At 70.8% G+C, this 20,786-nt stretch carries 15 protein-coding genes; 6 read left to right on the forward strand and 9 right to left on the reverse strand.

Annotation, left to right across the window (positions count from 1 at the left end; all coding sequences use genetic code 11):
- Nucleotides 1-721: 721 nt before the first annotated feature.
- Nucleotides 722-1,834: a LacI family DNA-binding transcriptional regulator gene (locus OO69_RS37900; protein WP_078622773.1), complete on the reverse strand. Its 1,113-nt coding sequence runs from the start codon at nucleotides 1,832-1,834 to the stop codon at nucleotides 722-724.
- Between the two features lie 473 nt (nucleotides 1,835-2,307).
- On the opposite strand from OO69_RS37900, the gene hisC reads away from it, so the two are divergent.
- The 6 genes from hisC to OO69_RS37930 all read left to right on the forward strand — a co-directional run bounded on the left by hisC (nucleotide 2,308) and on the right by OO69_RS37930 (nucleotide 13,033).
- Nucleotides 2,308-3,387 carry a histidinol-phosphate transaminase gene (gene hisC / locus OO69_RS37905; RefSeq protein ID WP_033285475.1) on the forward strand — a complete coding sequence of 360 codons (1,080 nt, stop codon included), beginning with the start codon at nucleotides 2,308-2,310 and terminating at the stop codon, nucleotides 3,385-3,387.
- A gap of 258 nt (nucleotides 3,388-3,645) precedes the next feature.
- A complete protein-coding gene (locus tag OO69_RS37910; RefSeq protein ID WP_033285476.1) occupies nucleotides 3,646-5,154 on the forward strand; it encodes a cytochrome ubiquinol oxidase subunit I in 1,509 nt (502 codons plus the stop codon).
- 20 nt (nucleotides 5,155-5,174) lie between these two features.
- Nucleotides 5,175-6,179 carry a cytochrome d ubiquinol oxidase subunit II gene (gene cydB / locus OO69_RS37915; RefSeq protein ID WP_033285477.1) on the forward strand — a complete coding sequence of 335 codons (1,005 nt, stop codon included), beginning with the start codon at nucleotides 5,175-5,177 and terminating at the stop codon, nucleotides 6,177-6,179.
- Between the two features lie 83 nt (nucleotides 6,180-6,262).
- Entirely contained in the window at nucleotides 6,263-9,757 is a 3,495-nt protein-coding gene (gene cydD, locus OO69_RS37920) for a thiol reductant ABC exporter subunit CydD (RefSeq protein WP_033285478.1), read from the forward strand.
- A gap of 61 nt (nucleotides 9,758-9,818) precedes the next feature.
- Complete coding sequence (locus OO69_RS37925) at nucleotides 9,819-11,504, forward strand: GAF domain-containing sensor histidine kinase (protein WP_033285479.1); 1,686 nt, start codon at nucleotides 9,819-9,821, stop codon at nucleotides 11,502-11,504.
- Nucleotides 11,505-11,989: 485 nt separating this feature from the next.
- Nucleotides 11,990-13,033 carry a M23 family metallopeptidase gene (locus tag OO69_RS37930; protein WP_033285480.1) on the forward strand — a complete coding sequence of 348 codons (1,044 nt, stop codon included), beginning with the start codon at nucleotides 11,990-11,992 and terminating at the stop codon, nucleotides 13,031-13,033.
- 37 nt (nucleotides 13,034-13,070) lie between these two features.
- Here OO69_RS37930 and OO69_RS37935 read toward each other — a convergent pair whose 3' ends face one another.
- The 8 genes from OO69_RS37935 to OO69_RS37970 all read right to left on the reverse strand — a co-directional run bounded on the left by OO69_RS37935 (nucleotide 13,071) and on the right by OO69_RS37970 (nucleotide 20,647).
- Entirely contained in the window at nucleotides 13,071-13,958 is an 888-nt protein-coding gene (locus OO69_RS37935) for a Cof-type HAD-IIB family hydrolase (RefSeq protein ID WP_199811106.1), read from the reverse strand.
- Between the two features lie 98 nt (nucleotides 13,959-14,056).
- Nucleotides 14,057-14,959, reverse strand: a complete 903-nt coding sequence (locus OO69_RS37940; protein ID WP_033285482.1) for an LLM class flavin-dependent oxidoreductase — start codon at nucleotides 14,957-14,959, stop codon at nucleotides 14,057-14,059.
- 42 nt (nucleotides 14,960-15,001) lie between these two features.
- Nucleotides 15,002-15,460 carry a hypothetical protein gene (locus tag OO69_RS37945; RefSeq protein WP_234444636.1) on the reverse strand — a complete coding sequence of 153 codons (459 nt, stop codon included), beginning with the start codon at nucleotides 15,458-15,460 and terminating at the stop codon, nucleotides 15,002-15,004.
- 58 nt (nucleotides 15,461-15,518) lie between these two features.
- On the reverse strand, nucleotides 15,519-16,067 hold the full coding sequence (locus OO69_RS37950) for an RNA 2'-phosphotransferase (protein WP_033285484.1): 549 nt from the start codon (nucleotides 16,065-16,067) through the stop codon (nucleotides 15,519-15,521).
- Nucleotides 16,068-16,189: 122 nt separating this feature from the next.
- Complete coding sequence (locus tag OO69_RS37955; protein ID WP_051801511.1) at nucleotides 16,190-17,170, reverse strand: MerR family transcriptional regulator; 981 nt, start codon at nucleotides 17,168-17,170, stop codon at nucleotides 16,190-16,192.
- Nucleotides 17,167-18,054: a metal-dependent hydrolase gene (locus tag OO69_RS37960; protein ID WP_033285485.1), complete on the reverse strand. Its 888-nt coding sequence runs from the start codon at nucleotides 18,052-18,054 to the stop codon at nucleotides 17,167-17,169. The genes OO69_RS37955 and OO69_RS37960 overlap by 4 nt, the downstream gene beginning before the upstream one ends.
- Nucleotides 18,051-19,808: an SDR family oxidoreductase gene (locus OO69_RS37965; protein WP_033285486.1), complete on the reverse strand. Its 1,758-nt coding sequence runs from the start codon at nucleotides 19,806-19,808 to the stop codon at nucleotides 18,051-18,053. Before OO69_RS37965 ends, OO69_RS37960 begins: the two co-directional genes overlap by 4 nt.
- Nucleotides 19,805-20,647, reverse strand: a complete 843-nt coding sequence (locus tag OO69_RS37970; RefSeq protein ID WP_033285487.1) for a M24 family metallopeptidase — start codon at nucleotides 20,645-20,647, stop codon at nucleotides 19,805-19,807. The genes OO69_RS37965 and OO69_RS37970 overlap by 4 nt, the downstream gene beginning before the upstream one ends.
- Between the last annotated feature and the right edge of the window lie 139 nt (nucleotides 20,648-20,786).

The following is a 20,786-nucleotide window of genomic DNA, read 5'->3' on the forward strand; positions in this document are numbered from 1 at the left end:
GGGTGGCTGAGGGCCCGCAGTGCGGTTGGTGGGTGGGGTCGGGGTCGTGGCGGTACGGCCAGCCCGCCGCCTCGGGGCCCTTCGGTCTGCTACCAGGGTGGGGCGGGGTTGGTGCCGGGTACGCGGCGGGCTGCGCCGTACCGCCACGACCCGCTCCCGTTGCGTTGGCGGCTGCGGGCTCGTGGGGGCTCTGGTGGGCCTCAACCGCCTGGCCTGTCGGCCTCGGGCCGCCACGGGCACTTGAGGGGGGCCTCTACGGCCGCGGGCCGCGGGGAGTCCCCGGTGCCGCTCCGGCCATCCTCGTGACGCCTGGCGGCATCGTCCCGGCCTTGCTCGGGGCACCCGGTGCGCGTACTCCGGGCGGTGCCTCGGGTGGACGGGGTGACGGGTGGGAGTCCCGGCCCCGTTCCGCTCGCACACGGCACCCGAGGGGAGTCTCGATGCCGGGCGCCCGGCGGCACTGAGCCCCACGGGGACCCGGAGCAAGTCCGGCTGCCGCTTCCGTACGACGACGGCACCCCCTGCGGAAGTCCGGGCACCGCCCCGACCGCCAACCAGGCTCCGAGCCCGCCTGGTACGGCGTCACCCCGCCACAGTGCCCGGAGCGGACCGGGACTACGGCCCCCGATGCAACCCCGGACACCCCCACCCCGCACCCCCGTCCGAGCCCACACCCACCCGGACGGCACCAACCCCACCCCCGGGCACCCCCTCCGGCCCCCTACTTCCCCTCAGGCGACCGAGGCGGACTCACCGTCGTCCTCGGCGGACGCCGCTGGGACGACGTCCGCACGATCAGTTCCGTCGGTATCACCTGCTCGATCGGCAGGTCGGATTCGACCCCCTCGATCGCGTCGATGAGGAGTTGCACCACCGCCGTACCGATCCGCCGCGGCTTCAGGGACAGCGTGGTGACCGGCGGCTCGGTGTTCGCGTACACCGTGGACTCGCTGCAGCACACGAGCAGCAGGTCCTCCGGCACCCGCATGCCGTAGCGACGCGCCGCCGCCAGCAGATCCGTGCCGTTGGGGTCGAACAGGCCGTAGACCGCGTCGGGCCGGTCGGGCCGGGCGAGCAAACGGTCGGCGGCGACGGCCCCCGCGCACGGATCGTGCGCCGGATACGACTCGTACACCGGATCCTGGCCCACCCGCTCGCACCAACGCAGGTATGCGGTGGTCGAGAGGTGTGTGTACGTGTCCGTGCTGGTCCCCGTGAGCAGGCCGATCCGGCGGGCGCCGGCGTCGGCCAGGTGGTCCAGGATGCCCAGGACCGCGGCCTCGTGATCGTTGTCGACCCAGGCGGTCACCGGGAGCGAGCCGGCCGGGCGGCCGTCGGAGACGACCGGTAAACCCTGCCGGACGAGCTCGCTGACCACCGGGTCCTGGTCGGACGGGTCGATGACGACCGTGCCGTCCAGGGCGACGTTCGACCACACGTCGTGGCGCGAGGTCGCGGGGAGGATCACGAGGGCGTAGCCGCGGGCGAGCGCGGCCGAGGTGGCGGCCCGCGCCATCTCGGCGAAGTACGCGAACTCGGTGAAGGTGAAAGGTTCATCCCCGTACGTCGTCACGGTCAGGCCGATGAGGCCCGACTTGCCGGTACGGAGTGTGCGAGCCGCCGCTGAGGGCCGATAGCCCAGCCGGTCGGCGACTTCGCGGACATGGCGTCGGGTGGCGTCCGGGAGCCGGCCCTTGCCGTTGAGGGCGTCGGAGACGGTCGTGATGGAGACTCCGGCCGCGGCGGCCACGTCTCTGATTCCCGCCCGGCCCGGCCGGCTTCCTCGACGAGAGGTTTCCGCGCGGCTCACCTGGTGCTTCCCTGCTGCTGTCATGGCGAGCCGATAGTAGGGCTCATGCGGTGGGGTAGTGCGGACGCATATGCACGCGTTGACAGGCACGTTTCTGCAAGGTCAAAAGCCGTCAACTGCCTTAGAAACAAAGTCAGTTAAACGATGCGATGGCATTACGTGACTTGTCGGCGCGCATGGGCCTGCCAAGACCCCCATGTTTCGAAGAGGTCTCAACTCACCTGCACGAGGGATGCGCGCCACGGCGCGAGCTACCGGCGCATAGATATATGTACAGCGCGCCCCCGGTTCGTGCGCCTTCGTGCGGTGTTGCCCCTGATGTGGATGTGACGCGTGGGGTGATGCCGACGGCGACCTGGCAGACCCCCCGAGGCTGCTCGCGGGGGCACCCCAGGTCGCTCGCCCGCGCCGGACCTGTACGCCTCGGCGGCTAATCCTCATAAGGTGAGCAGTATTGATAGCCGGTGGTGCCGGTGGTGGTCACAAGGAGGACTGCGGTGAGCGAGACGAGCCCGAAGCTGCGCGCCGAGCTGGAGGGTATCCCCACCTACAAGCCGGGCAAGCCCGCCTCGGCGGATGGTCCGGTGGCCTACAAGCTGTCCTCCAACGAGAACCCGTACCCCCCGCTCCCCGGCGTGATGGAGAGCGTCACCGCGGCCGCCCAGAACTTCAACCGGTACCCCGACATGGCGTGCACCGGCCTGATGAACGAGCTGGCGGAACGGTTCGGCGTCCCCGTCTCCCACCTGGCCACCGGCACCGGCTCGGTCGGCGTCGCCCAGCAGCTGATCCAGGCGACCGCCGGCCCCGGCGACGAGGTCATGTACGCCTGGCGCTCCTTCGAGGCGTACCCGATCATCACGCGCGTCAGCGGCGCCACGGCCGTGCAGGTCCCGCTGACCCCGGGCGACGTGCACGACCTGGACGCGATGGCCGACGCCGTCACCGACCGCACCCGGCTGATCTTCGTCTGCAACCCCAACAACCCCACCGGCACGGTCGTACGGCGGGCCGAGCTGGAGCGCTTCCTGGACCGCGTGCCCGGCGACGTGCTCGTCGTCCTGGACGAGGCGTACCGGGAGTTCATCCGCGACATGGACGTGCCGGACGGCGTGCAGCTCTACCGTGATCGGCCGAACGTCTGCGTCCTGCGCACCTTCTCCAAGGCCTACGGTCTCGCCGGGCTGCGGGTCGGTTTCGCGATCGCCCACGAGCCGGTGGCCGCGGCGCTGCGCAAGACGGCCGTGCCCTTCGGCGTGAGCCAGCTCGCGCAGGACGCGGCGATCGCCTCGCTGCGCGCCGAGGACGAACTGCTCGGCCGCGTCGGCTCGTTGGTCGGCGAGCGCACCCGCGTGGCCGACACACTGCGCGCCCAGGGCTGGACGGTCCCGGAGACCCAGGCCAACTTCGTGTGGCTACGGCTGGGGGAGCGCACCCTCGACTTCGCGGCGGCCTGCGAGCAACACGGCGTGGTGGTGAGGCCGTTCGCGGGCGAGGGCGTGCGGATCACGATCGGGGAGACCGAGGGGAACGACATCTTCCTGAAGGTGGCGGAGGGGTTCCGCAAGGAGCTCTAGCCGTCGCCGGCGGTGTCGTTGGTCACGGCCGCCGATGTGAGGGTTCGTAACGAGTGACGTCAGGGGGGTTGCCAACCGGTGACCCCCCTTCGTAATGGGCCTCCGAACGGGACCCCCCTTCCGCTGCCGAAAATCCGTACGTCATAATAGCTTGTGAATGTGAACGCGTTCACAAGCGTGTCCCGGTTCGTCCCATGATGTGTGCGACAAAAGGGGCAAACTGCCGCTGTACCACGGCGACGTAAGGAGACTGACGACGTGGAATTGGCTCTGGCGCCGGAGACACTGGCGCGATGGCAGTTCGGCATCACCACCGTCTACCACTTCCTGTTCATCCCTCTGACGATCTCGCTCGCCGCTCTCACGGCCGGGCTGCAGACCGCATGGGTGCGCACGGAGAAGGAGAAGTACCTCAGGGCCACCAAGTTCTGGGGCAAGCTCTTCCTGATCAACATCGCCATGGGCGTCGTCACGGGCATCGTCCAGGAGTTCCAGTTCGGCATGAACTGGTCCACCTACTCGCGGTTCGTCGGTGACATCTTCGGTGCCCCGCTCGCCTTCGAGGCGCTGATCGCGTTCTTCTTCGAGTCCACCTTCATCGGGCTGTGGATCTTCGGCTGGGACAAGCTGCCCAAGCGGATCCACCTGGCCTGCATCTGGATGGTCTCGATCGGCACGATCCTGTCGGCGTACTTCATCCTCGCGGCCAACTCGTGGATGCAGCACCCCGTCGGTTACCGGATCAACAAGGCCAAGGGCCGTGCCGAACTCACCGACTTCTGGCACGTGCTGACCCAGAACACCGCCCTCGCGCAGGCCTTCCACACGCTCTCCGCGTCCTTCCTGACCGGCGGCGCGTTCATGGTCGGCATCGCGGCCTTCCACCTGTTCCGCAAGAAGCACATCGCGGTGATGAAGAGCTCGCTGCGGCTGGGCCTGGTCACCGTCGCCATCGCCGGCCTGCTCACCGCCGTCAGCGGCGACACCCTCGGCAAGGTCATGTTCAAGCAGCAGCCCATGAAGATGGCCGCCGCCGAGGCGCTGTGGGACGGCCAGAACTCCGCGCCGTTCTCGATCTTCGCCTACGGCGACGTCAGCAAGGGCCACAACTCCGTCGAGCTGTCGATCCCCGGGATACTGTCCTTCCTCGCCGACGACGACTTCAACTCGTACGTCCCCGGCATCAACGACACCAACAAGGCCGAGCAGGCCAAGTACGGTCCCGGCGACTACCGGCCCATCATCCCCGTCACCTTCTGGGCGTTCCGCTGGATGATCGGCTTCGGCATGGCGTCCTTCGTCATCGGCCTGGCCGGACTCTGGCTGACCCGCAAGAAGTTCATGCTGGCCCAGCATCTGAGGGTCGGTGAGGACGAGGTGCCGAACGTGGTCCTCTTCAAGAACAAGGCCCTCGGCCCGAAACTCACCAAGCTCTACTGGCTCGTGTCGATCTGGACCCTCGGCTTCCCGCTGATCGCCAACTCCTGGGGCTGGATCTTCACCGAGATGGGCCGCCAGCCCTGGGTCGTCTACGGCCTCTTCCAGACCCGTGACGCGGTCTCCCCCAGCGTCTCCCAGGGCGAGGTCCTCACCTCGATGATCGTCTTCACCTCGCTCTACGCGATCCTCGCCGTCATCGAGGTCAAGCTGCTCGCGAAGTACGTCAAGGCCGGCCCGCCCGAACTCACCGAGGCCGACCTCAACCCGCCCACGAAGATCGGCGGCGACTCCCAGGACGCCGACAAGCCGATGGCCTTCTCCTACTAGGCCGAGGGAGCTGCACAGTCATGGAACTGCACGACGTCTGGTTCGTCCTCATCGCCGTCCTGTGGACCGGCTACTTCTTCCTGGAGGGCTTCGACTTCGGGGTCGGCATCCTCACCAAGCTGCTCGCCCGGAACCGCACCGAGAAGCGGGTGCTGATCAACACGATCGGCCCGGTCTGGGACGGCAACGAGGTCTGGCTCCTCTCGGCCGGCGGCGCGACCTTCGCCGCCTTCCCCGAGTGGTACGCCACCCTCTTCTCCGGCTTCTACCTCGCCCTGCTGATCATCCTGGTCTGCCTGATCGTCCGGGGCGTCGCCTTCGAGTACCGGGCGAAGCGGCCCGAGGAGAACTGGCAGCGCAACTGGGAGACCGCGATCTTCTGGACCTCGATTCTCCCCGCGTTCCTGTGGGGCGTGGCCTTCGGCAACATCGTCCGGGGCGTGAAGATCGACAAGAACTTCGAGTACGCCGGCAACTTCTGGGACCTGCTCAACCCGTACTCGATCCTCGGCGGGCTGGTCACGCTGACGCTCTTCACCTTCCACGGCGCGGTGTTCACGGCCCTCAAGACGGTCGGGGACATCCGGGCCCGGGCGCGGAAGCTGGCCCTTCAAGTCGGTCTCGTCACCGCCCTGTTGGCGCTGGCCTTCCTGATCTGGACCCAGGTCGACAGCGGTGACGGCAAGAGTCTGGTCGCGCTGATCGTGGCCGTCGTCGCACTCGTCGCGGCGCTGGGGGCGATCCAAGTCGGGCGTGAGGGCTGGTCGTTCGCGTTCTCCGGGGTCACCATCGTGGCGGCCGTCGCGATGCTCTTCCTGTCGCTCTTCCCGAACGTCATGCCGTCCTCGCTCAACCCGGACTGGAGTCTCACGGTCACCAACGCCTCGTCGAGCCCGTACACCCTGAAGATCATGACCTGGTGCGCGGGGATCGCCACGCCGATCGTGCTGCTCTACCAGAGCTGGACGTACTGGGTGTTCCGCAAGCGGATCGGCACGCAGCACATCGCCGAAGCCGCGCACTGAGTCCAAGCGTTGAGTCCAACGCAGGGCATGTTTCACGTGAAACATGCCCTGTTGGGACCCCTTGAGAAGAGGGTGTGTTTCACGTGAAACCGATCGACCCACGTCTGCTCCGCTACGCCCGCGCCACCCGCCTCTTCCTGATGGCGGTCGTCGGCCTGGGCGCTGTCGGCGCGTTGCTGGTCATCGCCCAGGCGATGCTCATCGCCGAGGTCGTGGTCGGTGCCTTCCAGCACCGGATGTCCGTCGGTGAACTCGGCACTCCCCTGCTGCTGTTGGCGGCGGTCGCCGCCGGTCGCGCCCTCGTCTCCTGGCTCACCGAACTCGCCGCCCACCGTGCCAGCGCCGCCGTGAAGTCGGAGCTACGGCGACGGCTGCTGGAGCGTTCCGTGGAGCTGGGCCCCAGCTGGCTGAGCGGGCAGCGGACCGGTTCGCTGGTCGCCCTCGCCACCCGAGGTGTCGACGCCCTCGACGACTACTTCTCGCGCTACCTCCCGCAGTTGGGCCTCGCGATCGTCGTCCCGGTCGCGGTGCTGGCCCGGATCGTCACCGAGGACTGGGTGTCGGCGACGATCATCGTCGGCACGCTGCCGCTCATCCCGCTCTTCATGGTGATGATCGGCTGGGCCACGCAGTCCCGGATGGACCGGCAGTGGCAGCTGCTGTCGCGGCTTTCCGGGCACTTCCTGGACGTGGTCGCCGGCCTGCCGACCCTGAAGGTGTTCGGCCGGGCCAAGGCACAGGCCGAGTCGATCCGCCGCATCACGGGCGAGTACCGCCAGGCGACCATGCGGACCCTGCGCATCGCCTTCGTCTCCTCCTTCGCCCTGGAACTCCTCGCCACCCTCTCCGTCGCCCTGGTCGCCGTGACGATCGGCATGCGCCTCGTCCACGGCGACATGGACCTCTACGTCGGTCTCGTCGTCCTCGTCCTGGCGCCCGAGGCGTACCTGCCCCTCCGCCAGGTCGGCGCGCAGTACCACGCGGCGGCGGAGGGCCTCGCCGCCGCCGAGGAGATCTTCGCGGTACTGGAGACACCGGTACCGGCCACGGGCACCGCAGAGGTGTCGTCGGACGCCCTGGCTTTCGAGGGCGTGACGGTCCGGTACCCCGGGCGGTCCGCGGACGCCGTGTCGGACGCGTCCTTCGCCGTGGACCCCGGAGAGACGGTCGCCCTCGTCGGCCCGAGCGGCTCGGGCAAGTCCACTTTGCTGAACGCCCTGTTGGGGTTCGTGCGGCCCACCGAGGGCCGGGTGCGCGTCGGGGGAGTCGATCTCGCCGACGTCGACCTGGAGCGGTGGCGGTCCCGGATCGCCTGGGTCCCGCAACGCCCGCAGCTCTACGCCGGGACGATCGCCGAGAACGTCCGGCTCGCCCGCCCCGACGCCGACGACACCGCCGTACGGCGGGCGTTGGCCGATGCCGGTGCCCTGGACTTCGTGGACGCGCTGCCCGAGGGCATCGGGAGTGTGCTCGGCGAGGACGGGGCCGGGCTGTCCGCCGGGCAGCGGCAGCGGCTCGCGCTCGCCCGGGCCTTCCTCGCCGACCGGCCCGTCCTGCTCCTCGACGAACCGACGGCCGCGTTGGACGGAGCGACCGAGGCCGAAGTGGTCGAGGCGGTACGGCGGTTGGCGGTCGGCCGGACCGTCCTGCTCGTGGTGCATCGGCCGGCCCTGCTGGCGGTGGCCGACCGGGTGGTGCGGGTTACGGAGGGTGTGACCGCGGTGCGGGCGGAAACCGGGTCGGTGACCCCCGAGACGCGGACTGCCCAGGAAATCAAGGTGAGTTCTGCCGCCCCCGACGAAACCGAGACCCGGCTCGCGCCGCACAAGGGTGGTGTCCTCGCCCGCGTCCGTGCCATGTCCGGTGCCCGGCGTGGGCGTCTCGTCCTGGCGCTGCTGCTCGGAAGTCTCGCGCTGGGCAGTGCCGTTGGGCTCATGGGCACCTCGGGGTGGCTGATCTCGCGGGCCTCGCAGCAGCCGCCCGTGCTCTATCTGATGGTGGCCGTGACGGCGACCCGGACCTTCGGGATCGGGCGAGCCGTGTTCCGGTACGCGGAGCGGCTCGTGTCGCACGACGCGGTGCTGCGCATGCTGGCCGACACCCGGGTCGCCGTCTACCGGCGCCTCGAACGGCTCGCGCCCGCCGGGCTGCGCGACACCCGCCGGGGCGATCTGCTGTCCCGGCTCGTCGCCGACGTGGACGCGCTCCAGGACTACTGGCTGCGCTGGCTGCTGCCCGCCGGGGTCGCGGTAGCCGTGTCCGCCACGACGGTCGGCTTCACGGCCTGGCTGCTGCCCGAGGCCGGTGCCGTCCTCGCGGTCGGCCTCGTCGCGGCCGGCGTCGGCGTCCCCCTCGTCACCGGCGCCGTGGCCCGCCGTGCCGAACGGCGACTGGCCCCCGCCCGCGGTGCGCTCGCCACCCGCGTGACCGAACTGCTCACCGGCACCGCCGAGTTGACGGTCGCCGGAGCCCTGCCCGCCCGTACGGCGGAGGCCAAGCGTGCCGATGGCGACCTCACCCGGATCGCCTCCCGCGCCGCCACCGCCACCGCCCTCGGCGACGGCCTCACCGCGCTGATCTCGGGCCTGACCTTCGCCGCCACCGCACTCGTCGCCGCCCAGGCCGTCGCGGCGGGACGGCTCAGCGGTGTGTTGACGGCGGTCGTCGTCCTCACCCCGCTCGCCGCCTTCGAGGCCGTCCTCGGACTGCCCCTCGCCGTGCAGTACCGGCAGCGGGTCCGCAAGAGCGCCGAGCGCGTATACGAGGTGCTGGACGCCCCCGATCCCGTACGGGAACCGGAGCAGCCTCGGCAGGCGCCTTCGACGCCCTTCCCGCTCATCGTCCAGGGACTGGCCGCCCGGCACACCGGGCAGGACCGGGACGCGCTTGCCGGGCTCGACCTGACGTTGGAGAAGGGGCGCCGGGTCGCCGTTGTCGGCACCTCCGGGTCCGGCAAGACGACGCTGGCGCAGGTGCTGCTGCGCTTCCTGGACGCGGACGCGGGTTCGTACACGCTGGCCGGTGTGGACGCGTACGCCCTGGACGGTGACGACGTACGACGGCTCGTCGGGCTGTGTGCGCAGGACGCGCACCTCTTCGACAGCTCGGTGCGCGAGAACCTGCTGCTCGCGAGGAAGGACGCGACCGAGGACGAACTGCGGGCCGCGCTGGAGCGGGCCCGGCTGCTCGACTGGGCCGACGGGCTGCCCGAGGGTCTCGACACGCTGGTCGGTGAGCACGGGGCGCGGCTGTCCGGAGGGCAGCGGCAGCGGCTGGCGCTCGCCCGTGCGCTGCTCGCCGACTTCCCGGTCCTCGTGCTCGACGAGCCCGCCGAACACCTGGACCTGGCGACCGCCGACGCGCTCACCGCCGATCTGCTGGCCGCCACGGAAGGCCGTACGACACTGCTCATCACGCACCGGCTCGCGGGTCTGGAGGACGTGGACGAGGTGATCGTGCTGGACGAGGGGCGGGTGGTGCAGCGGGGTCCGTTCGCCGGACTGGCGTCGGTGGAGGGGCCGTTGCGGGGGATGGCGGAGCGGGAGGCGGAGTCGGAGCTGTTGGTGGCGGCCGGGTAGGGGGTTCGGTGGCCGAGCCTCTCGACTTTCCGTGACAAAGGGGACTAATTAGGCTCGGAGTATGTCAGCCGCCGCGCGTTCCGGTCCCCCGTCGTCCGCCCCGGGACTGTCGGCCGAACTGGCCGCCCGCGTCCCGCAGTTGCTGGAGGCCATGCGGTCTGTGGGCAGCGGGCTCGAACTGCACTCCACGCTGGAGCGGATCTGCGAGGCGGCGGCCACGCTGACGGACGCCCGGTACGCGGGACTCGGTGTCGTCGACGAGGACGGCGACGCGCTCGCCGACTTCGTCTTCCACGGGGTCGACGCGGGGACCGCGCGGCGGATCGGGCGGTTTCCCGACGGGCACGCGGGCCTGCTCGGCGCGCTCATCCGGGAGTCGGAGCCGGTGCGGCTGGTGGATGTGACCGAGGATCCGCGGTCCTGGGGGTTCCCCGAGCACCATCCGCGGATGCGTGCCTTCCTCGGCGTTCCCATCCGCGTCTCGGGGGAGGTCTTCGGCAACCTCTATCTGGGCGAGAAGCGCGGCGGGGACCCCTTCAACGACTACGACGTCAGCATGGTCCGGGTGCTGGCGACCGAGGCCGGTATCGCCATCGGCAACGCCCGGCTGTACGAGGCCGCCAAGCAGCGTGAGCGATGGATCGACGGGTCGGTGGCCGTCACGACCGCCCTGCTGTCCGGCGGGGACGCCGAGGAGGCGCTGCAGGTCGTCGCGGAACGGGCCCGCCGGCTCTCCGGTTCGGCGGCGGGGATCGTGCTGCTGCCCGCGGTCGAGGGCGGCATGGAGATCGTCGCCGTGTCCTCGGAACAGCCGTCGGACCAACTCGGCAGGGTCGTCGCGCCGGACAGCGAGATCATCGCGCAACTCCTCGACGGGCGGCCGGTGTTCGTGGCGGACGCGGCCACCGATCCCCGTATGCTCAGCGCCCTCGCGCGTGCGTACGGGCCGATCATGGCGCTGCCCCTGCAGAGCGGCGGGCGTGTCCTGGGGGCCCTGGTCACGCCGCGCGCGCAGGGCGAGCGGCCGTTCACGGAGGCCGAGCGCACCCTCGCGATCCAGTTCGCCTCGCAGGCCGCGCTCGCGCTGATGATGGCCGAGGCGCAGCGCGACCGGGAGCGGCTCGCGGTGTTCGAGGACCGCGACCGGATCGCCCGTGACCTGCACGACCTGGTCATCCAACGGCTGTTCGCCACCGGGATGATGCTGGAGAGCGCCCAGCGCGGGTCGCTCGTCCCCGAGGTGCGGCACGGTGTGGCCAACGCCGTCGACGAACTCGACGTCACCATCCAGGAGATCCGCACCGCGATCTTCGCGCTCCAGCAGGGCCCCGCCGAGGCGCCCTCGGGGCTGCGCACGCGGGTGCTGCGGGAGATCAACATGGCGGCCGTGCCGCTCGGCTTCAAGCCCGGTCACCGTTTCGTCGGCGCGATCGACACGACGGTCGGCGACCCCACCGGCAAGAACCTCATCGCGGCTCTGCGCGAGGCCCTCTCCAACGCGTTCCGCCACGCGGAGGCCGCTCGCATCGAGGTCGTCGTCGACGCGACCGCGCCCCTGCCGGACGGCCGACCCGGCGTGCGGCTCACCGTCGCGGACGACGGCATCGGCATCCCCGCGGGCGGCCGCCGCAGCGGCCTGAAGAACCTCAAGCGCCGGGCCGAATCCCTGGGCGGCGACAGCTGGTACGGACCGGGCATCGGCGAGGACGGCGGCGGTACGACGGTGGTGTGGGAGGCGCCGCACTGAGCCCTGGCGGGGCCTTGTCCGGTGCGGCTTCCGCCGAGCCCCGGCCGGGATCGTGTCTGGCGTGACTCCCGCTGGCCCTGTCAGACACTCGTCCGGTGCGGCTTCTGCCGGGCCTTGCCGGGATTCTGTCCGCGGTGTCTCCCGCTGAGCTCTGTGAAGCACCCCTTCGGTGTGGCTTCGGCTGAGCTCTGCCGGGACTTTGTCCGCGGTGTCTCCCGCCGAGCCCGCCGGGACCTAGTCCGGCGTGACTCCCACCGAGCCTTGCCGGGATTCTGTCCGCCGTGACTCCCGCTGAGCTCTGTCAGACACCCGTCCGGTGTGACTCCCCCCCGAGCCCGGTCAGGCACCCGTCCAGTGTGGCTTCCGCCGAGTCCTGTCAGGCAGCTGCCCGCCGTGGCTCCCCCTGAGCCGTTCGCAGCAACGTGTCCCCCATGCGTACGACTTGAACAGGGCCCTCGCCCGCCGCGCGGGTCACGATCGCTGACATGCGCTCATCTCGCCGTCATCCGCTGCTCGTTCCGGTGCTGTTGTGCGCGCTCGCCGTTCTGGCGGCCCGTCCCGGTGACGACGACACCCGCACCGCCGCCGGTGCCAGCGCGGAGGTGGCGCGGCTGTACCAGGACGCGGCGGTCGCGGCGCAGCGGTACGAGGCGGGGCGGCAGGAGGCCGACGCGCAACGGGCCCGTGCCCAGCAGGTCGAGGGGCAACTGGACCGTGAACGGCGGGAGATCGCGCGGCTGCACGAGGACCTGGGGCGGATCGCCCGCGCCCAGTACCGCAGTGGCGGCGGTATCCCGATGGCCGCCCGGATCCTCCTCGCGGACAGCCCCGAGGATCTGATGCGCGATCAGCATGTCTTCTCCCAGGCGGATCTCGCCGTCGGCAACGCGATCGGCAGGAGCCACCGGGCCGAGGCACGGCTCGCCGGCGACGAGGCGAAGGCCGCGTCGGCCTGGCGGACGCTGGAGAAGCGGAACGCCGAACTCGCCGAGCTGAAACAGGGCATCCAGCGGAAACTCGACGAGGCACGCGGCCAGTTGCAGGGTCAGGCGGACGCCTCGGTCGCGGCGGGCAATTGCCGGGGCGCCGTCCGCCTCGACCAGCCGCCGAACCGGGTCACCGACCCGTGGGTCGCGCCGGTGGAGACCGTCGAACTGTCCGCGGGCTTCGGCAGCGGCGGCTCCCGCTGGGCGAACCGGCACACCGGCCAGGACTTCGCGGTGCTCATCGGCACGCCGGTGCGCGCGGCCGGAGCGGGCCGGGTGGTACGGGTGTCCTGCGGAGGCGCCTTCGGCATCGAGATCGTCATCGAGCACCCGGGCGGCTACTACACGCAGTACGCCCACCTCGCCGCCGTCACCGTCGACCAGGGGGACCGGGTGACCACCGGCCAGTGGATCGCCCAGTCCGGCACGACCGGCAACTCCACCGGCCCGCACCTGCACTTCGAGGTACGGGTCACCCCGGACATGGGATCGGCGGTCGACCCACTGCCCTGGCTGGCACAGCGGGGCGTACAGATCGGCTGAGCCTCCAAGTAAGGACCGTGCCCCAGGCCAACGGCTCTTACCGCCGTACCGCCAGCATCCGCTCGATCACGACCGCCACACCGTCCTCGTTGTTGTCGACGGTCCGCCCGGAGGCCGCGGCGAGCACGTCCGGGTGCGCGTTGCCCATCGCGTACGACTGTCCCGCCCAGGTGAGCATCTCGACGTCGTTCGGCATGTCTCCGAAGGCGACGACCTCCTCGGGTGCGATACCGCGTTCCGCACAGCACAGGGCGAGGGTGCTGGCCTTGGAGACGCCGGGCCCGCTGATCTCCAGCAGGGCGCTGGGGCTGGAGCGGGTGACGTTGGCGCGGTCGCCGAGGGCGAGGCGGGCGACGTTCAGGAAGACGTCCGGGTCCAGCTCGGGGTGGAACGCGAGGATCTTCAGCACCGGTTCGTCGGCCCCCGGGGCGTCCGGCGCGAGGAGTTTCTCGGCGGTGGCGAGGCTGTCCGGTATCTCCATGTGCAGCTTCGGATACGCCTGCTCCTGGTAGAAGCCGTATGTCAGCTCGATCGCGTACACCGTGCCCGGCGCGGCCTCGCGGACCAGGCGTACGGCGTCGAGGGCGTTCTCCCGGGCCAGTTCGCGGACCTTCACGAAGCGGTGGGCGCCGGGGCCGCCGTGCAGGTCGACCACGGCGGCGCCGTTGCCGCAGATCGCCAGGCCGTGGCCGTGGACGTGGTCGCTGACGACGTCCATCCAGCGGGCCGGCCGGCCGGTGACGAAGAAGACCTCGATACCCGCCTCCTCGGCCGCCGCAAGAGCCGCCACCGTGCGGGGGGACACCGACTTGTCGTCGCGCAGCAGAGTGCCGTCCAGGTCGGTGGCGATCAGCCGTGGCGGGACGGCGGAGGCCGGGGTCTCGGGCTGTCGAGTAGCTGAGGTCACCGGGCCATTCTCCCGCATATGCCCGCACGGCTGTGCGGGAGAGTGCACAGGTGAGTGGATACCGCCCCTACCAGGGCTGTTGCACTCCACGGTCCCGGCCAAACCGTGGTGCCGGCTCAGCGGAGCTGGGTCGGAGCCTCCATGGCGATCTGCTCGAAGACCTTCTCGTCCGCGGCGAAGTCGGAGTCCGGGATGGGCCAGTGGATCACGATGTCGGTGAAGCCCAGTTCCTGGTGCCGGCCCGCGAAATCGACGAAGGCGCCGAGGGACTCCAGCGGACGGCCGCGGTCCGGGGTGAAACCGGTGAGCAGGATCTTGTCGATCCCGGCCGCGTCCCGGCCGATCGCAGCGCAGGCGTCGGCCAGCCTGTCGACCTGCCCGCGAATGGCGTGAACCGACTGCTCAGGGGTGCCGTTCTCGAACAGCTTGGGGTCGCCGGTGGTCACCCACGCCTGGCCGTACCGGGCGGCGAGCTTCAGCCCACGAGGACCAGTGGCGGCCACCGCGAAGGGCAGCCGGGGCCGCTGCACACAGCCCGGGATGTTGCGCGCCTCGTGCGCCGAGTAGAAGTCCCCCTTGTACGACACGGAGTCCTCGGTGAGCAGCCGGTCCAGCAGCGGAACGAACTCCCCGAGCCGGTCGGCACGCTCACGCGGGGTCCACGGCTCCTGGCCGAGCGCGGTGGCGTCGAAGCCGGTGCCGCCCGCGCCGATGCCCAGGGTGACCCGCCCGTCGGAGACGTCGTCCAGCGAGATGAGTTCCTTGGCGAGGGTCACCGGGTGCCGGAAATTCGGCGAGGTGACGAGGGTGCCCAGCCGCATCCGCTCGGTCACGGCCGCGGCGGCGGTCAGCGTCGGTACGGCACCGAACCACGGGCCGTCCCGGAAGGTGCGCCAGGACAGGTGGTCGTAGGTGAAGCCGGTGTGGAAGCCGAGCTGCTCCGCGCGCTGCCAGGACTCGCGGCTCCCCTCGTTCCAGCGGCGGTACGGGAGGATCACGGTGCTCAGGCGCAGGCTCATGATTCCCAGGCTATGCGGCTGTCCGTGTTTCACGTGAAACCGTCACCGTATGCGGCTGTTCAGCCACGGCGTGAGGACGATCATCGAGATCCACTCCTTGTGCGTCCGGTCGCCGGGCAGCGGGACGACCAGGTTGCAACTGGGCGGGAAACGGCGGGACTTGACGTAGGCGCGGCCGTCGAAGACCGAGCGGAGGAAGGCGGGGACGTCGTCGCGGGCAATGTCGGGGCAGTCGATGCCCTCGACCGTGATCAGCGCGTCGTCCTCGGGATAGAGCCGCACGCTCACCCGGGGCAGTCCGCCGAACTCGGCGAAGGCCTCGTGCGGGAGCGAACCGTCCGGGTCGGTGGTGACGCCGAAGCCCGCGGAGGTGCGGCGGGAGGTCTGGTCGGCGCCGATGTCGTGGGTGACCTCGATCTCCCGCGCGTACTCGGACGCGATGTCGCGGAGGGCGGTGACGGCGGCCTCGGTGCTGTGGAAGTGGTCCATACCACTGATCATGCCGAGGGTGGTGCCGCCGAGGCCATACCGGGGGCGGTACGCCTCGGGTCGTACGGGGTCAGTGAGGCGCGGGGAACCGCAGATACCGCACGGGCACCGCCTCCGTGAGCCAGACCCCGTTCTCGCTGACCCGGAACACATGGCCGTCCTTGTGCATCGCGCCCGCGTCCACGGAGAGCACGACGGGCCGGCCGCGGCGGGCGCCCACACGGGTCGCCGTCTCCCGGTCGGCGGAGAGGTGTACGGCGTGGCGGTTCATGGGCCGCAGCCCCTCGGCCCGGATCGCGTCCAGGTTGCGGGCGACCGTGCCGTGGAAGAGGTACGGCGGCGGGGTGGCCGGAGGCAGTCCGAGGTCGACCTCGATGCTGTGGCCCTGGCTGGCGCGGATCCGGGTGCCCTCGATCGCGAAGCGGCGCTTGTCGTTCGTGGCCACCACCTGGTCGAGTTCCTCGCGGCTGAACCGGAATCCATGTGCGGCACAGGCGGCGATCAGCGTGTCGATCTCGACCCAGCCGGCCTCGTCGAGAGTGAGCCCGATCCGCTCGGGCTGGTGGCGCAGATGCTTGGAGAGGTACTTCGACACCTTCACGGTGCGTCTTTCATCCATCCGGTCAGCATGACGGGAGAGACGTGGATCACGCATTTTATTTTGTGGCCGATGTTTGATCCACAACCAACTGTAGTTATCCACAGGGGAATTGGCGTTTCTGTGGACAACTCCCTGTCATGTCACCCCTGTTCGTCAAGATCAGCTGGGGGCACACCCCTTGGCATGAGCGCATCCAACGCCCTTGCCCGCAGCTCCCGTTCGGCCGCCAACGCGATGAACTCGCCCGCCTTCTCCGCCCCAACCAACCCCTCCACGGCCCGCATTGTCGTCTCGGGCACCGCCACGGAACGTGACGAGGACACGGGCCGGGAAGACTCCGCCGCACCGAGGTGCCGGCGCAGCGACCGGTTGGCGAACAGCCGCATCGCGCGGGCGAGTTCGGCGTCCACGGTCTGCTGCGCGAGCGGGCGCAGTCGTCGTACGAGCGAGGCCGCCTCGGTCGCGTCGGCGTCGGTCGGGCGGTGCGATCCGTCGAGGTAGCGGGCGAAGACGTGCTCGGTGGTGAACTCCAGGAAACGGGAGGCGATGTGCTCCACCTGGAACCTCAACTCCCGCAGGTGGGAGGAGATCGCGGGCAGCGGCACCCCGGAGGCGTACAACTCGACGGCCACCGCCAGCTCTTGGGGACTCGGGACGAGGAAGGAGTCGGTGTCTCCGGGGACCGGCTCCAGTACGCCGAGTTCGACGGCCTCGGCGACGGCCGCGTCGTCCGGGCTGCCGCCGAAGCGCTGCTCCAGCTCGGCGCGCGAGATCCGGACGGCCTCCTCGTCCGTCCACGGCCCGTCGACCTCGGCGGCCAGCCCGAGCACCCCGCCCAGGCCCCGGCCCGCGTCCCAGGCGTCCAGCAACTCCTTGATGGACGCCAGGCCGTAGCCGCGGTCGAGGAGGTCCGCGATCTGCCGGAGCCGGGCGAGATGGACGTCGGCGTACACGTTGGCCCGGCCGCGCCGCTCGGGGCGGGGGAGCAGGCCGCGGTCCTGGTAGGCACGGATGGTGCGGACGGTGGCGCCGCTGAGATGCGCGAGGTCCTCGATGCGGTAGGCGGCCTCGCGGGAGCCGACCGCTCCCCTCGCCCCGTGTCCGCCCGCCCCGGACCTCACGCGGCCCCCGCCCGTGCCGCCGGCGAGCGCTTCAGGTACTCCACCGCCCGGTTCAACGACCCCTCCCGCGACGGATGGTAGGAGCGGCGCAGATAGCGGGGTACGGCCGCGCCGAGGGAGCGCCAGGTGGGCAACAGGCCTTTGCGTACGGCCCTGTTGTGTGCGGTGAGCGAGTAGCGGACGCGGCCGGCGAGCTGGGGGTCGTGGCGGATCAGGTAGGCCGTGCCCCAGGCCCACAGGGAGAGCATCACGGGGGCCGTCACCGCCATGCCGGCGACGCGGCGGGCGTAGCGGGGGAGGCCGCGGCCGCCGCAGTGCTGGAACATGTCGTAGGCGACCGCGCGGTGTTCGACCTCCTCGGCGCCGTGCCAGCGCAGCAGGTCGAGCATGATCGCGTCGGCGCCGGACCGGTCGAGGGCATCGGCGGCCAGGATCCAGTCGCCCAGCACCGCCGTGAACTGCTCGATCGCCGCGACGACCGCCAGCCGGAAGCGCAGCCACTCCCGCTCGGGCAACGGCGCGCCGAACGGCGGGCGTTCGCCGAGGAGCCGTTCGAAGAGGAAGTCGACGTGCCGGGTGAAGTCCGCCGTGTCGAGCCGCTGGGCCGCGAGATGGTCCAGCACGTGCGCGTGCTGGACGCTGTGGGTGGCCTCCTGGCCCATGAACCCCTTGACGTCCGCGAGGAGTTCGGGGTCCCTGACCAGCGGCAGGCCCTCCTTGAAGACCTTCACGAACCACCGCTCCCCCGCCGGTAGCAGCAGGTGCAGCACGTTGATGACGTGGGTGGCGGTCGGCTCGTCCGGTATCCAGTGCAGGGGTGTGCGCGACCAGTCGAAGGAGACCCGGCGCGGGGCGATCGCGTGCCGCTCGCTCTCGGAGGTCACAGCGGCGGCTCCAGGCGGGCCATCGCCCGCAACGCGCGCGGGGCGAACCGGGACATGAGGTGGGCGCCGCGCGCCTCCGGGGTGACGGGCACGACGGCCTCGTTGCGGACGACGGCCCGCAGGATCGCGTCGGCGACCTTCTCCGGCGGGTAGTTGCGCATCCCGTAGAGCCGCGCCGACTTCTTCTGGCGCCGTTTCTCCTCGGCGGCGTCGACCCCGGCGAAGTGCGCGGTCGAGGTGATGTTGGTGTTGACGAGGCCGGGGCATATCGCCGAGACGCCGATCCCCTGCCCGGAGAGTTCCGCGCGCAGGCACTCGCTGAGCATCAGCACGGCCGCCTTGGAGGTGCTGTACGCGGGGAGCGCCTTGGAGGGCTGGAAGGCCGCCGCCGACGCGGTGTTGACGATGTGGCCGCCCTGGCCGCGGTCGGCCATCTGTTTCCCGAAGAGGCGGCAGCCGTGGATCACGCCCCACAGGTTGACGTCGAGGACCTTCTTCCAGTCCTCCGGGGTGGTGTCGAAGAAGGAACCGGAGAGTCCGATTCCGGCGTTGTTCACGAGCACGTCCACCACGCCGTACTCGGCGGCGACCTTCGCGGCGAGCTTCTCCATGGCCTGCTCGTCGGAGACGTCGACCGTCTCCGCCCAGGCCTCGGGGGCGCCGATCAGCCGCGCCAACTCGGCGGTGCGGGCGGCACTTTCGGTGTCCCGGTCCACGGCCACCACGCGCGCGCCGGACTCGGCGAACGCGAACGCCGTGGCCCGCCCGATGCCGCTGCCCGCGCCCGTGACCAGCACGAGCTGGCCGCCGAACCGCTCCACGTACTTGCCGGTCGCCGGTGTCGGCCTGGGCCGCTCGCCCTCATGAGTGGTCACGAACTCCGTGATCCAGGACGCCAGTTGATCGGGCCTGGTGCGCGGGATCCAGTGCTTGGCGGGCAGCGTGTGGCGCACCGCCCCAGGCGCCCACAACTCCAGTTCGTCGTAGAGCTTCTCGGAGAGAAACGCGTCCCCCAGGGGTGTGATGAGCTGCACGGGCGCGTGCGCGTACGCGTCCGTGCGCGGCCTGCGCAGCCGGGCGCGGACGTTGTCGCGGTACAGCCAGGCGCCGTGGGCCGCGTCCGTGGGGAGCGACGAGGTCGGGTAGTCGCCGCGGGGGACCTTCTCGACGCGCTCCAGGATCTTCGGCCAGCGCCTGCCCAGGGGGCCGCGCCAGGCGAGTTCGGGCAGCACGGGCGTGTGCAGCAGGTACACGTACCAGGACTTGGCGCCCTGGCCGAGGAGTTGGCCGACGCGGCGCGGGGTGGGCCGGGTCAGGCGCTTGTTGATCCAGTGCCCGAAGTGGTCGAGGGACGGCCCGGACATCGATGTGAAGGAGGCGATCCGGCCCACCGTCTGCTCGACGGTGACGAACTCCCAGGACTGCACCGAGCCCCAGTCGTGCCCCACGAGGTGCACCGGCCGGTCCGGGCTGACCGCGTTCGCGACCGCCAGGAAGTCGTCCGTGAGCTTCTCCAGGGTGAACCCGCCCCGCAGCGGCTCCGGTGCCGTCGACCGGCCGTGGCCCCGGACGTCGTAGAGGACGACGTGGAAGCGGTCCGCGAGGCGGGACGCGACCTCGGACCACACCTCCTTGGTGTCGGGGTAGCCGTGCACCAGGACGACCGTGGGGCGCGAGGGGTCCCCCAACTCGGCCACGCACAGCTCGACTCCACCCGTCCGCACCCAGCGCTCGCGCGCACCCTCAAGCGTCACTTGTCCTCCGCCCAGCGCCGCACGTGCGGCAGATCGTCGTCGAGCCAGAAGGCGCTCTGTTCGGGGTCCCTGGAGTCGGTGACGACCAGGATCTCCTCGAACTTGGCGCCCGTGCCCCGGAATCCGAGATGCGGTTCGACCGCCCACAGGCCCGGGTGCGGGGGGTGGTCGGAGAAGCGGTACGGCGACCAGAGCGGGGACCAGCCGTCGCGGTGGCCGTGCAGCGCGTCGCTCGCCAGGCCCTTCAGGGACTGCGTGCCGAACCCGAACAGCCTGGGGGACCAAGGGCGTTCGGCGACCCGGTCGACCTTGTGCGCGATCACGCCGAAGGGGTACGCGCGGTGCCGGTTGGCGTAGCCCTGGCGGACCATGAGGCGGTCCACGTCCTCGTAGATCTCGCGCAGCGGGCGCCGCTCGCGCACCTCCCGCAGGAGCAGCTCGCGGTGCGCCTCCAGGTCGGCCATCAGCCTGGCCTGCACCGGGTTGGCGCCCAGGGAGCCCGAGTAGCCGATGTCGGCCGTGTAGCCCTTGTACACGGGGGCCATGTCCAGGATGAACGGCATCCCGGGCTCAAGACCGCGGCCCGTGGGGAAGAACTGCAGCGGCACCCGGAAGTTCGTGAACGCCGTGCGGTCGCCGAACCAGGCGAAGGGCAGATGGAACCAGTCGCTCACACCCCGAGCGCGCAGCCACGACCGCTGCATCCGCGCCGCGTCGCGCTCGCTCACCCCGGGCTCCAGCCGGGCCGCGACGGCCTCGGCGCACTCGTACGCCAGCCGCTGGACCTCCCTGAACCCCCGCAGTTCCGCGGAGAGTTCGCGTGTCACCGCCGTAGTCATGCCACCGCCCCACCTGTCCACACCGACTGCGGTACGTGCTCGTAACTTGACACTCGTGAATGTGACAGTTGTTAGAGGCTGCGTCAATAGGCGTGATCTCTACCTGTGGACAACCGCGAGGGCCGGTCGCGTAGCCCTC

Source organism: Streptomyces sp. NRRL F-525 (assembly GCF_000716605.1).
Classification (GTDB): Bacteria; Actinomycetota; Actinomycetes; order Streptomycetales; family Streptomycetaceae; genus Streptomyces.